A 13,920-nucleotide genomic window follows, 5' to 3' on the forward strand; every position below is an offset into this window, starting at 1 on the left:
TAAAATAAATTATTGATTGATGAATAGGTAAATATGGATAAGAAAAAGGTGTGTGAAAATGGATAAGGTTTATATCGGAGTGGATATTGGCTCAGCAACGGTAAAAGTAGCTGGAATCTCAAGAGATGGTGAGTTGATAGGAACCTCTCTATATCTTCGTCACGATCAGTTCCCAAGCCAAGTGGATGCTGTGAAAAATGCCCTTCGCACTTATCTTGAAAGTGTTCCTCAATATCAAGTGGGAGGAATCGGGTTAACAGGTAGCGGCCGGGAATTAAATCGTCACATGATTGGCGGGGATTTAACCAAAACGGAAATTTTTGCCCATTCTGTTGGTATCCAACACTTAATAAAAAAAGGTTTAGTAAAAATAGAAAACAATGGAATCAAAGAACCTATCGATAAAATAGGAACCATTATTGAAATTGGTGGACAAGATTCAAAAGTGATTGTGTTTGATAAAGCAAATGTCCCTGTTTACTTTAATATGAACACGATTTGCTCTGCTGGGACTGGGGAGTTTCTTAAACAAATTGCCGATGAAGCAGGTATTTCTTTAAATCAATTTGGCCCTATCGCGTTAGAAGCTATGCAGTCTGCTAGAATTGATTCGACCTGTACCGTATTTTCTAGACGGGATTTCCGTCATTTGACACAAAAGGGTGTGCCATTAGCTGAACGTTTAGCTGGAATTTGTGATGCAATGGTAACCAATTACCTTAAAAATGTTGTAAAAGATGTTCCTTTGCCTAGCCCGATTGTTTTTCAAGGTGGAGTAGCCTTTAATCAAGGAGTAAAAAGGGCTTTTGAACATCATTTAGGTGTGGAAGTCATCATTCCACCTTATCATGACATTGTTGGAGCTTTAGGAATGGCCGCCATCGTATTGGAAGAAAAAAAAGATTCTGCTAATCAAACTTCTTTTAAAGAGGACTTCTTTATTCGAGATTTTGATAGCCAAATTCGTTATTGCCATGGTTGTCAAAATGCTTGTGAATTGTCTCAACCTCTTGAAAAAAGTGAGGAAGGGATCCATATTTTAGACACGTTGGGTGGCAGATGTGAAGGTGCCTTCCAAGCTAAAAATGTCAAAGAAATCCCGCAATCACAGAAAAACATTAAAATTCCGATTCATCGTGAAAAGAGTAAAATCGTGATCAACAATGAAAGATCACTCCATTCTGATGTAAGATCGATAGATGGTATTTATTTTGCTGGGATCGATGGAGGGTCAAGAGGGACGAAATACGCATTAATTAAAGGGACACAAACCGGAATAGAAATCATCTCTGTTGGTTCAGTTGAAACTTCTGGAGATGCAATTAAAGCGATTCAAGCTGCCTTGATTGAACTAAAAAAACACCTACCATTAGGAGAAAGCTTAGGAGGTGTTGGAACAACAGGGAGTGCAGGGGAATTAGCTAGAGATATGATTACCACAAAGGCTAAATATACCTCTGATGTAAAGGTAACGGAAATCTTAGCACATACCACATGGGCTCAATATATGGTACCTGGTGTGAAGGTGATTATGGATATTGGTGGAAATGATGCGAAAATTATTGTGATCAATGACCACGGAATTGAATTTGCAATGAATGATAAATGTGCAGCAGGTGCAGGAGCTTTTATTGAAGCGATTGCTAAGCGATTTGAGATTCCTTTGGATCAATTTGGTCCAATTGCGCTTACTTCTCATTCACCAGCGAGAATATCAGGACGTTGTGCGGTCTTCGGCGAATCAGATATCATCCATAAAGCACGGGCAGGCTTTCCTACTAAAGATTTATTGATGGGGCTTGCTTATTCCATTTGTAGAACCTATTTATCTGATATCGGCAAAGGAAAGGTATTATCTGTACCGATTGTGGCTCAAGGAGGAACGTTTTTAAACCAAGCGATTCAACATGCTTTTAAAGAAACTTTACAGCTTTCTGAAGAAGAGTTCATTATTGCTAAGGATCGAAGATTAGTTGTTGGTGCAGGTGCATTAGGAGCAGCCCTCCTAGCAAAAGATGCATATGCAAAAGGTATGAATTCAAGTTTTAAAGGGTTTGATACAATTCTCTCTTCTACATATCACACGAGGACATTAACGTGTAAGCATCCTTCATGTGATCGAACCTGTCATGGGGTGATTACTTTATTAGAGGATGATCAGCCAATAGCTGGCTATAAATCAATCAACTGTGATTTTGGGCTGTTTGAAGGAATGATTGAGGATGACGCTTCAAAAAAACACATCGAAACATTATTGCTTGAAAGGGGGTTGGCATAGATGGTTGTTGATAAAAGTAAGCCTATCGTCGGAATTTCCACTGCCTTTACAGGGAAATATGTGGCAGTAAAGCTGCTTATACGTTTTTTAGAATTGATGGATATTCCTATGATTAAAAGTACGGTAACCAAGCCAAATATGATTGAAGCGGCAAGCGCAATCGCGAGTGCAGATTATTGTTTACCCCTTCGAGTCTATATTGGGCATATTTATCAACTGATTCATGAACACCCTGAGATTGATGTTCTTTTAACACCAATTATCAAAGGAGAACACGATGATTCAAGTACTTGTGCAAAATATCGTGATTTGGATGGCGTTGTGATTCGTTCCCTAAGCAGTATCACGGGATACCGTTTAAAGCAAAGCAATTATAGACATCAAGAACATTTAAATCTGCTGATGAACGAAGAAATAGTCGAAAGGTTGGCGGAAAAAGGAGACCATTTCCCAAGAGTGATTGCACCTGAAATCGATTCTTTAGATGAAAACCATTTAAGACAGGTTTGTGCTCATGTTTATGGAGATCTTTTTCAGTGGAAGAAGGCAAAAAAATTAGCCTTTTTAATGAAAAGAGATTGGTCTGATTCTAGAAATGATGAATTTAAAGAAATTGACCAGGTATTTAAAAAAGCATATCAAGATGTGATTGAAAAACAATCGGATCGATATCTAAAATTACTTAAAGATCCTACAAAGGTTCGTCTGGCATTAGTAGGAAGAAATTATTTAGTTGAGGATTCCGCATTATCTGCAGATGTTAAAATCTATTTTACGAAAAAAGGCGTCTCTGTCATCACGATGCAAGACCTTCCTTTTTGGGAATTACAACCGTATTACCAGAATGTAAATGGTTTTTATGATACGCATCGTTTAGGGCAGGCCTTTATCGATAAAATGATCGATCATGTAGACGGATTTATTCTGGTTGGCAGCTTTGGTTGTCATCCAGATGCCTTTCAAGTTGAATATTTTGCTAAATATATCTCGGATCAAGGCAAAGCATGTTGGACTTTTAAATTTGATGAGCAAACAGGTGGTGTCGGTTTTCATACCCGATACGAAACCATTTTAGGATTTCTACAGCAAAAAAGAGATGAAAGGATTCAAAAGTTAGAGGGAATTCAAGATATGATCTCTCATATATCAGTAGCATCAAAACCAGTGACCTTAAAGAATGAAGAACATTTACCAAAGGAGAAGAAACCACTTTTCATCTGGCCATATATGGGAGATGGGATTGGCCTAATTCTTAAGGATATCTGGCATCAGTTAGGATTAAGCGATTTTCTCTATCCCCCAAAACCTGTAAATGAAGAAACAATCATTAAAGGAAATGTTCATTATACAGAAACCTGTTCTCCTTTTGCTTTAAGTATGGGAAGTATTCGACAAACGTTAGATCGAGTAGTAAACGATTTAGAAGAGCAGGCAAACATCAAAGGGGGTCAAGTTGAACCGAGAAGGATCATCATTTTGATGGCGAGAGGAAAAGGACCTTGTACATTTGGCTGGTATGCGATTGCAGGGGAACCAGCCTTATTAAAAGAGTATCAACCTATTTTACAAAAATATGGACATACTCTAGAAATGTTTACTTTAGATAATGAAGGAAGAAACTTGCTTGCCTTTTTACAACAAGTATCTACATTGGCTACTCATGATCGCTTAGCTCATTTGGTAAAAAGTCTTGAACAATTCCTACATAAACAGGAATTAAATGTAATCCAGGCTATGAAAGTGCAGACTCAGTTATTGAAAATGTTGAAAAACTTGGTTTGGCCGGGTTGGGAAAAATTGTTGGCCTATGAGGATTTGCAAAACAAAGCATTAATCGTACGGGCTCATGAAACAAAAAGAGGAACTACGACGCAAATATTAAGAAAATGGATCCGACGATTGGATGAGGTTCATACCATTCCTGAAATCTTACAAGTGAAGGAAAAAGCATTAAAAGAGTTAGAACAAATAGAACAGGATCAGGAAATAAAGCCAAAGGTCGTTGTAGTTGGAGAAATTTATGTATCCCTAACCTCCTTTGCCAATCGAGGGACTGTTGATAATTTACTAGGAATGTTAGGGATTGAAGCAGTGGAAGGAATGAGATTAAGCCATTTTATTCGTGGTGCCTTTAAAGGACTTAAAGCTCATTTTATTCAGAAACATCCGCTATTAAAACCAATCCTACAAGGGCTTACAGAAAAAGGGTTATATTCCCCTAACCGTTGGGTAAGAGAGCCTATGGCCAAACCTTTCCTTGAACATGAAGTTGGTGGAGACGGACAACCGACAGTAGCCCATGCAAGACACCATATAGAGCATGATGGGGTAGATGGAATTGTGCATCTTTATCCTTTTAAATGTATGCCTGAAGGAATGGCAAAGGATGCTTTGGCAGAAATGTGTCAAATCTATGGGATAAAGAGTATTCATCTCTCCTTTGATAAGGAAATTGAGATCGAGCGTTTAAAGACTGAAATCAACACATTTGCCTCTCTTCTTCATCAAGAGATTGCAATGAGGGGTGACATACGGTCTTATCGGGAAGAAGAGATTCAGCGAAGGCAACAAATCGGCCATACAATAGAAAAAGTTTATCAGTATTCTAAATAAAGGAATTGCGTTTTACAACGCTGCTCCGTCATCCATGCCTTTTTCGGATTAAAAGAAGATGAGAAAAAGGCATTCCTGAAAGTCGCTTGCTTATGCAAAACGCAATTCTAAAGTGTCAAAGGAAAAGGAATTGCGTTTTACAACGCTGCTCCGTCATCCATGCCTTTCTTTGATTGAAAGAATATCAGAGAAAGGCATTTCTTTTTTTCTTTCAATTTGCTGTAAAGTATTCTATAATAAAAATAATGCAAACGTTTGAATTAAATTAAAATAAATTGATACCGTTTACAGGAGAGTGTTATTTTTATGTCTGTTACGATTAAAGATATTGCAAGGGTCTGTGGTGTATCACCAAGTACCGTATCTAGGGTCATTGCAGACAATCCTCGAATCAGCCCTGAAACCAAGAAAAAGGTGAGGGAGGCGATGGAGGAATTAGGCTACCATCCTAATTTTAATGCAAGAAGTTTGGTTGCTAATTCTACTTCCACGATTGGGATTATGATGCCAAGGGCTTCTGAAGAAGCTTTTATGCATCCTTTTTTCCCTGAGGTAATTAGAGGCATTAGTGTTGCAGCCCATGAAAGGGACTATATGGTGTTGATGAGCACAGGAACAACCCATGATGAGCAATTGGATACCTTGTCAAAAATGGTTTTAGGAAAAAGAGTAGATGGAGTAGTATTGCTTAGCTCCCGAATCAATGATCCATTTATCTCATTGCTAATTAAGTGGAACTTTCCTTTTGTCTTAATCGGCAGCCCTCAACAAGAAAATGAAGAAGAGCAAAAATTGGTTAACTATGTGGACAATGACAACATTCAAGCTGCAAAGGCTGCAACAATCTATTTGCTTGAATTAGGGCATCGAAGGATCGCTTTTATTGGTGGATCCAACAAGTTAGTGGTGACAAGGCATCGTTTAGCTGGATTTAAACAAGCATTATTGGAAAAAGGATTACCTTTTGACCAATCCTGCGTCTCATTTGTGGAATTTAGCAAGGAAGCCGGTTATGAAGCAATTGAACATTGCTTTGGACAAGCAGAACCGCCAACCGCAATTTTAGTCACGGATGATTTGATTGCTCTTGGGGTTTTAGCAGCTTTGCAAGAGAAAGGATTTAAGATACCAGAGGATGTTGCTGTCATTAGTTTTAATAATTTTGCGATGGCTGAGTTATCATCGCCATCTCTATCTTCAGTCGATATTTCTGTATTTCAATTAGGTTACCAATCGGCAAGCAGATTATTCGCTTTAATTGATGACTCTAATCTAGAACCAGAAAAAATTATCGTTCCAACCAAGTTAGTGATTAGGCAATCTAGCCAATAAATTAATTAAACCTATTTTAACATGGTTAGAAAAATTTCTGAGTTAGACAGGGGTTTACCTCCTGCTTTAAAATAATATCTCAAGGGTTAGGAGAGTGTTGTTGATGTTATTAGAATCTATTTTTCATCAACCTTATGGTAGCTTTGCTTTTCCAATTGATGGTCATACTTTGCGGATCCGGATTCGTGCAAAAAAAGGAGATGTAGAACAAGTGACTGTCTTACATGGTGATCGATATCAACCAATTGAGCATGATGTTCCTTTGCGCATGAAAAAGGTCGCTTCTGATGATTTATTTGATTATTTTTCTTGTGATCTTCCATCGAAAACTAGAAGAATTCGCTATACCTTTTATTTAGAAGCAAATGGTTCTGAAGTTTGGTATGGGGATAAGGGAATTGCAAATGAACGTGTTGCGGTAGGCGATTTCCAATTTCCATTTATTAATGAACAGGATTTATTCGAGGTACCAGAATGGGTGAAAAAAGGGATTGTTTATCAAATCTTCCCTGAACGTTTTGCCAATGGCAATACTAAAAACGACCCGGAAAATGTGGAGCCATGGGGTGGCAAACCTACTCCTCATAATTTCTTTGGCGGTGATTTAGAAGGAATGATTGAAAAGCTACCTTATTTAGATGATTTAGGCGTCAATGTCATTTATATGACACCTGTTTTTGAATCACCTTCTAATCATAAATACAATACGACTGATTATTATAAAATCGACCCTCATTTTGGGGATTTAGATACAGTAAAGAAATTGGTTAAAGAGAGTCATAAACGAGGAATAAGAGTGATCTTTGACGCTGTCTTTAATCATTGTGGTTATGATTTTTTCGCTTTCCAAGATGTTGTCAAAAATGGAGAAAAGTCTAAGTATAAAGATTGGTTCTATATTGAAAGTTTCCCAATTGTAACAGAACCACACCCCAATTATGAGACCTTTGCCAATGATGTATGGACGATGCCAAAGTTGAAAACAAGCAACCCTGAAGTAAAAGAGTATTTATTAAATGTGGCTCGTTATTGGATTGAAGAAGCGGGAATTGATGGTTGGCGCTTAGATGTGGCCAATGAAGTTGACCATGATTTTTGGAGGGTCTTCCGTAAAGTGGTGAGAGAAGCGAATCCAGAGGCGTTAATCATTGGCGAAATCTGGCATGATTCTGCACCATGGTTAGAAGGGGATCAATATGATTCTGTCATGAACTACTTATTTAGAGAAGCGATCTTTGATTTCTTTGCTAGACGAAATATTGGTGTAAGCACCCTTGATGCAAGACTAGCAAAGGCAAGAATGAAATATCGCGATCAAGCCAATTATGCGATGTTTAACTTAATTGATAGTCATGACACAGAGAGATTTTTAACCTCTGTTGGTGAAAAAGAAGAATTGTTACGTTTAGCCGCTTTATTCCAAATGACCTATATCGGAATGCCAATGGTTTACTATGGCACTGAAATTGGGATGACAGGGAAGAACGATCCAGATTGCCGTAAGACCTATGTCTGGGATGAAAAGGAACAAAATCGTGATCTCTTTGATTATTACAAGAAATTGATTCAGATTCGCAAATCCAATCTTGAACTTACCCATGGAGATGTAGAAACGGTTCTCATCGATGAGATCAATCAGGTTTATGCCTTTGCAAGAAACTATGAAGGTAAATCAGCCGTTGTTGTGATCAATTCATTACAAAAAGAACAAGAGGTAGAGATCCCAGTTGCGAAAAAGACAGGCAAGGTAAAAGACTTATTAACCAAAGAGACTTATCCTGTAAAAGATGGCAAGGTAAAAGTAAAACTGGCTGGCTATCAAGGGGTAATCTTGAAGTAGAATAAAAACATAATAAATTAGGGCTACCTTTAGGGTGGCCCTTTATTTCATTCTATTTGATTTTTCAAAATCTGTGAGTAATTTCTTGCACCATGTAGTATACGATACACAAGAATTTTGTTATCTATAAGACGGTAGAAGACAATATAAGGGTCAACAATTATCATTCTAAAGTTGAATTTTATTAAAGAACGTTCATGTAGCAGTTTTCCTGAATGTGGATAATTTTCTAGACGACGCAGAGAATCTATAATAGTTTCCAGCATATTAGCTGCAGCCTGAGGGTTATCTATCATAATATAGTCGAATATTTCGTCTAAATCTGAATAAGCAGAAGGAAGTAACTCTACTTTATAGCTTTCCATTAATTTTTTCCTTTAAGTGCTTGTATGCTTCGTCAAGTGAAATGGTTGGTTCCCCTGCAAGGCGTTGTTCTTCTGCAATTAATAGTTTTTCACGTAGATCAAGCATGGCCTCTCTACGTATAAAGGCATCAATGCTCATTACAACAAGATCACCTTCGCCATTTCGTGTGATATAGATCGGTTCTGCTTTTTCATGGGCAAGTTGAGCGATAGCGTTATAGTCGTTACGTAGCGTTGTTGAGGGTTTTATAATCATATTCAATAACCTCCAATCATGTTATCTACAATTATTATATGATTATTCTATCAGAATATAGATAACAAGTAAAAGGGAAGAATGGAGAAAGAGGAAACTCTAGTGAAAACTTTCTTCTTGACCTTTGTGTCCTCTGGTGATAGACTTTTATAAAATACTTTAGTTTGGTAGCAAACTAAAGTAAACAGAACGTTTAGAAAAGGTGAAAAAGGATGGGTAAACTACAGAGCTTTGAGAAACCAATCGGGTTTCGAGATTTATTACCAAACATAACAGCCAAAAAAAGATGGATGGAAAATCAATTACAAGGATTATTTCATAGATGGGGATATCAGGAAATTGTTACACCAACCTTAGAATATGATGAAACAGTTGGCAAAGCAAGTGCCATTCCAAGCAATAAGACCTTTAAATTACTTGATCGATTAGGTCATACATTAGTATTACGTCCTGATATGACAGCGCCAATAGGTAGAGTGGTTTCTTCTTTATTAAAAAATCAAGATTTACCCTACCGTATTTCTTATCATTCTAATGTGTTTAGAGCTCAAGAGCATGAGGCAGGAAGAGCTGCAGAGTTCTATCAATCTGGTGTAGAGTTGATTGGAGAAGGAACGCCTGATGCAGATGCTGAAGTTCTTGTTTTAGCGATCGAGTCTTTGAAACAAGTTAAAGTAGGGGCTTTTCGTTTGGTTATTGGCCATACCGGATTTCTACAAGGAGTTTTAGCAGAATGGGTAACTGATCAAGAAGTCCAAACAAAAATGAGAGAAGCACTTTCTGAGAAAAATATGGTAGGGTATCAACAACTTGTTGATGAATTTGTAGATTCGGAAAAAGGGCAAAAAGTACTCCAATCTTTATTATCATTTCAAGGTGATGGAGCTATGCTAGAGCAAGCCTTAAACATTGCCGTGTCTTATCAAGCAAAACAAGCGATCAGTGAATTGGTAGAAATATGGAAATTATTAAAACTGTATGATGTAGAGACCTATATTACGTTCGACCTTACACTTGTACCCCATTTGGACTATTACACTGGTATGGTGTTTGAGGGAACAACGGAACGGATTGGTTTTCCCATTCTCAGTGGGGGTCGTTATGATACTTTATTAAAAGCTTTCGATAATTCCTTAGCTGCAACGGGTTTTGGTTTGCATATGGATCGGATTCTAGATGTTTCAGAGGTTCAATTACCGACGGAAAGACGAATAAAAGTAATCTATGATCAGGCACATCGAGATCAGGCCTTAAGCTATGCGTTTAAATTAAGAAGAGAAGAACAGATCATGGTGGAAACCCACCGGATCGAAAAGAATGAAAAAGAAGTTTTTAAACAAAGTTTAGAATATCCTATAGAAATCATCACATTTATTGGAGAGGAGGAAGCTTAAGATGAAAAGGGATATATTAACCATTGCGATGCCAAAGGGAAGGATTATGGAAGAGGCAATGGAGATTTGGCAAAGAGCTAGGCTTCCTATACCTTTTGACTTAGAAGATACACGTAAATTAATTTTGACCATTGAGGGTGAGGCAGTAGAATGGATTCTGGCCAAACCGATGGATGTCCCAACCTATGTGGAATACGGGGTCGCAGATATTGGCATCGTTGGTAAAGATGTTTTAATGGAAACTGAACGTGAAGTATACGAATTATTGGATTTGAAAATTAGTCCTTGCCGCTTGTCAGTTGCAGGGTTACCGCAAACGATCAATCATGAGATCGTACCTAGAATTGCGAGTAAATACCCACGTGTGGCAGAAAAGTATTTTCGTGAACAAGGAAAACAAGTCGAAGTGGTTCAACTTCATGGATCTGTTGAATTGGGGCCAATTATTGGTTTAGCTGATCGAATTGTAGATATTGTCTCTACAGGAAGGACATTGAAAGAAAACGGCTTAGTAGAAATGGAAACGATCGCTCATATTACCACTCGGTTGATAGCCAACCAAGTGAGCTATCGGATGAAACAGGAAAAAATTAAGGAGATTATTGAAAGATTATCTGAGGTCATTTAGGGGTGATGGTTGATGATTCAAATCTATCGGAATTATGCTGAATTTAAACAACGGGAAGTTGGAGAAGATACAGAAGCAAAAAGAAATGCGGTTCTTGATATTATTCGTCAGGTTAGAGAAAAAGGGGATCAAGCCCTTTTTGCTTTCACTGAGGCCTTTGATAAGGTGAAGTTAACACAATTACAAGTACCATTCGAACGAATCGAACAAGCTGATCAAAACCAAGATCCACTATTTGTCAGTTCATTACAAGAAGCAGCTGAAAGAATTCGTGCTTTTCATCAAAAACAAAAGAAAGATTCTTGGTTTATGACAGAAGAAGATGGGACAATCTTAGGACAACGTTTAACGGCAATGGATCGCGTGGGTATTTATGTACCAGGTGGAACTGCTGCCTATCCTTCCTCTGTGTTAATGAATGCCATCCCTGCTCAAGTGGCTGGGGTAGGAGAAATTGTCATGGTTTCTCCGCCAAATCAAGAGGGAACCATTCATCCTCATGTATTATTAGCAGCAAAGATTTTAGGGATAAAAGAAGTGTATGCGATAGGTGGGGCACAGGCAGTTTCCGCTTTGGCATATGGTACAGAATCGATCAAACCTGTCGATAAAATTGTTGGTCCAGGAAATATCTATGTGGCCTTAGCAAAACGAGAAGTTTTTGGCCAAGTAGGGATAGATATGATCGCAGGACCTAGTGAAATTGCGATTGTTGCAGATGAAGCTGCAAACCCTATCTATATCGCAGCGGATTTGCTATCCCAAGCAGAGCATGATCCGATGGCCTCTTCGATTCTTTTCACTCCTTCATTTTCATTAGCAGAAGAAGTGCAAAAAGAAGTGGAACGTCAATTACAAACCTTACCTAGAGAAAAAATTGCAAGGGAAGCGATTGATCAATATGGTGGAATTATTGTCGTCAACCACTTAGACGAGGCTTTTGAACAAGTGAATCTGTTGGCACCTGAACACTTAGAATTGATGGTTGAGCAGCCTTTTGACTGGCTGGCCAAAGTGAAGCATGCAGGGGCAATCTTCTTGGGAAGGTATAGTTCAGAGCCAGTAGGTGATTACTTTGCTGGTCCTAATCATGTCCTGCCGACTAGTGGAACGGCCCGCTTTTCCTCGCCACTGAATGTCGATGATTTTATGAAGAAATCAAGCATTATCTTTTATAGTAAACAAGCTTTTTTTAGTCATGGGAACAAAATCATCGCTCTAGCCGAACAAGAAGGTTTACATGCACATGGTCGTGCCATTCAAGTACGATTGGAAGGTGAAAATAATGAATGATAGCAAACGTACAGCAACGATTTATCGGAAAACCAATGAAACGGAGATCGAGGTTACGATCCATTTAGACGGAGAGGGACAAACAACATTAGATACGGGTGTACCCTTTCTTGAGCATATGCTAGATTTATTCAGTAAGCATGGACAGTTCGATTTAACAGTAAAAGCAAAAGGAGATATACAGATTGATGACCATCATACTGTTGAAGATATTGCGATCTGCTTAGGTCAAGCCTTTCGAGAGGCCCTAGGTTCTAAAGAAGGAATCCAGCGTTATGGCATGAGTTTTGTCCCAATGGATGAAGCCTTAGGTCAAGTAATCGTAGATATCAGTAATAGATCTCATTTAGAATATCGAATCGACTTGCCTGATCGCCGAATCGGAACATTTGCGACTGAGCTTTTCCATGAATTTTTATGGAAATTTGCCTTGGAAGCAAGAATTACTTTACATGCAATTGTACACTATGGCCGAAATAGCCACCATATGATTGAATCGATTTTTAAAGCATTAGGTAGAAGTTTGGATCAAGCGACCCAAATCAATCCTAAACAAAAGGGAATTCCTTCAAGTAAAGGAGTACTGTGATGATTACAATTATTGATTACGGAATGGGAAATCTGCATAGCGTACAAAAAGCGTTGGAACGGTTAGGATATGCTGCCTTTGCTACAGATCAAAAAGAGAAAATTTTGAATAGCAGTGGGGTGATCTTACCCGGTGTTGGGGCGTTTGGCGATGCAATGGAAAACCTAAGGAGAAAAGAATTGGTTCCTGTTATTCATCAAGTGGTTGAACAAGGAACACCATTCTTAGGGATTTGTCTAGGGATGCAATTGCTTTTTAGTACAAGTAATGAGCATGGGTTTCATCAGGGATTAGGTGTATTTTCTGGCCATGTCAAACGTTTTGAAGGAAATTTTAAAATTCCTCATATGGGATGGAATCAATTGATTAAAGAAAAAGATCACCCATTATTTACGGATATTGAATTAGGTCATGTCTATTTTGTTCATTCCTATTTTGTAGAGTTAGAAGATTCTTCGTTATTGTTGGCTTCAACGGATTATTATGGGAAGGTTCCAGCTGTTGTTGGTAGAGAAAAAGTAATTGGGATGCAATTTCACCCGGAGAAAAGTGGAAAAGTCGGAATGACTCTTTTAAACCAGTTTGCGAAATGGAGTGTGGAAGCATGAGTTGGACGATTTATCCTGCGATTGATCTTCGTGGTGGACAATGTGTCCGATTATTTCAAGGGGATTATGGGCAAGAAACGACCTATGGCGATCCTATCGAGATGGCAAGAAGATGGGAAAAAGAAGGAACAGCATGGCTTCATTTAGTTGATTTGGACGGGGCAAAAGTAGGAGCACCAGTTCAGATGGAGCTGATTGGTGAAATAGCAAAAAATGTAGAGATCCCGATTCAAGTAGGTGGAGGGATTCGTACTTTAGATACGATTGAGGATTATCTAAATCTAGGGATCAACCGAGTAATTCTTGGCACAGCAGCTTTAGAAAATGAAGAATTATTAAAGCAGGCACTTTCCCTAAATCCTGAAGCGATTGTGGTGGGAATCGATGCAAGAGATGGCTTTGTGGCTACACGGGGATGGCTTGATACAAGCCAAGTTCTAGCGGTTGAATTAGGACAAAGGTTGGCTGAACTTGGAGTTCAAACCTTTATTTTTACCGATATTGCTAAGGATGGAACACTATCCGGCCCCAATGTGGAAGCAACACAGAATTTTGCTTTAAAAACCAAAGCAAAGGTGATAGCATCTGGAGGAGTGAGTTCTCCAGAAGATCTTTTTAAATTAAAAACTTTAGAGCCTGATGGTGTCGTTGGTGCCATCGTAGGAAAGGCATTGTATACAGGGAAAATCTCTCTCAAAGAAATGATGGGTAAGTAGGAGGGGTC

General features: G+C 38.4%; 12 protein-coding genes. 10 read left to right on the forward strand and 2 right to left on the reverse strand.

Features of this window, described 5'->3' with window-relative positions:
• The first annotated feature begins 58 nt into the window (after nt 1–58).
• The 4 genes from BEN26_RS03150 to BEN26_RS03165 all read left to right on the forward strand — a co-directional run bounded on the left by BEN26_RS03150 (nt 59) and on the right by BEN26_RS03165 (nt 8,063).
• On the forward strand, nt 59–2,278 hold the full coding sequence (locus BEN26_RS03150; protein ID WP_069800964.1) for an acyl-CoA dehydratase activase: 2,220 nt from the start codon (nt 59–61) through the stop codon (nt 2,276–2,278).
• Complete coding sequence (locus BEN26_RS03155) at nt 2,279–4,891, forward strand: acyl-CoA dehydratase activase-related protein (RefSeq protein ID WP_069800962.1); 2,613 nt, start codon at nt 2,279–2,281, stop codon at nt 4,889–4,891.
• Between the two features lie 306 nt (nt 4,892–5,197).
• Nucleotides 5,198–6,223: a LacI family DNA-binding transcriptional regulator gene (locus tag BEN26_RS03160; RefSeq protein ID WP_069800960.1), complete on the forward strand. Its 1,026-nt coding sequence runs from the start codon at nt 5,198–5,200 to the stop codon at nt 6,221–6,223.
• Between the two features lie 103 nt (nt 6,224–6,326).
• On the forward strand, nt 6,327–8,063 hold the full coding sequence (locus BEN26_RS03165) for an alpha-glycosidase (RefSeq protein WP_069800958.1): 1,737 nt from the start codon (nt 6,327–6,329) through the stop codon (nt 8,061–8,063).
• A gap of 47 nt (nt 8,064–8,110) precedes the next feature.
• Here BEN26_RS03165 and BEN26_RS03170 read toward each other — a convergent pair whose 3' ends face one another.
• Nucleotides 8,111–8,428 (reverse strand): type II toxin-antitoxin system RelE/ParE family toxin, encoded by a 318-nt coding sequence (locus tag BEN26_RS03170; RefSeq protein WP_069800955.1) that lies wholly within the window; start codon nt 8,426–8,428, stop codon nt 8,111–8,113.
• The gene (locus BEN26_RS03175) at nt 8,415–8,684 is read right to left on the reverse strand and encodes a type II toxin-antitoxin system Phd/YefM family antitoxin (RefSeq protein ID WP_069800953.1); all 270 of its coding nucleotides are present in this window, start codon (nt 8,682–8,684) and stop codon (nt 8,415–8,417) included. The genes BEN26_RS03170 and BEN26_RS03175 overlap by 14 nt, the downstream gene beginning before the upstream one ends.
• Before the next feature lie 212 nt (nt 8,685–8,896).
• On the opposite strand from BEN26_RS03175, the gene BEN26_RS03180 reads away from it, so the two are divergent.
• The 6 genes from BEN26_RS03180 to hisA are packed head-to-tail and all read left to right on the forward strand — an operon-like array spanning nt 8,897 to nt 13,912.
• Nucleotides 8,897–10,078 (forward strand): ATP phosphoribosyltransferase regulatory subunit, encoded by a 1,182-nt coding sequence (locus BEN26_RS03180; RefSeq protein ID WP_069800951.1) that lies wholly within the window; start codon nt 8,897–8,899, stop codon nt 10,076–10,078.
• Between the two features lies 1 nt (nt 10,079).
• Nucleotides 10,080–10,706, forward strand: coding sequence for an ATP phosphoribosyltransferase (gene hisG, locus BEN26_RS03185; RefSeq protein ID WP_069800949.1), 627 nt, complete (start codon nt 10,080–10,082; stop codon nt 10,704–10,706).
• Nucleotides 10,707–10,718: 12 nt separating this feature from the next.
• On the forward strand, nt 10,719–11,999 hold the full coding sequence (gene hisD / locus BEN26_RS03190) for a histidinol dehydrogenase (RefSeq protein ID WP_069800947.1): 1,281 nt from the start codon (nt 10,719–10,721) through the stop codon (nt 11,997–11,999).
• On the forward strand, nt 11,992–12,588 hold the full coding sequence (hisB, locus tag BEN26_RS03195) for an imidazoleglycerol-phosphate dehydratase HisB (RefSeq protein WP_069800945.1): 597 nt from the start codon (nt 11,992–11,994) through the stop codon (nt 12,586–12,588). The genes hisD and hisB overlap by 8 nt, the downstream gene beginning before the upstream one ends.
• Complete coding sequence (hisH, locus tag BEN26_RS03200; protein ID WP_069800943.1) at nt 12,588–13,196, forward strand: imidazole glycerol phosphate synthase subunit HisH; 609 nt, start codon at nt 12,588–12,590, stop codon at nt 13,194–13,196. Before hisB ends, hisH begins: the two co-directional genes overlap by 1 nt.
• Nucleotides 13,193–13,912, forward strand: a complete 720-nt coding sequence (gene hisA / locus BEN26_RS03205; protein WP_069800941.1) for a 1-(5-phosphoribosyl)-5-[(5-phosphoribosylamino)methylideneamino]imidazole-4-carboxamide isomerase — start codon at nt 13,193–13,195, stop codon at nt 13,910–13,912. The genes hisH and hisA overlap by 4 nt, the downstream gene beginning before the upstream one ends.
• Nucleotides 13,913–13,920: the final 8 nt, after the last annotated feature.

Source organism: Tepidibacillus sp. HK-1 (genome assembly GCF_001748485.2).
GTDB lineage: Bacteria > Bacillota > Bacilli > Tepidibacillales > Tepidibacillaceae > Tepidibacillus_B > Tepidibacillus_B infernus.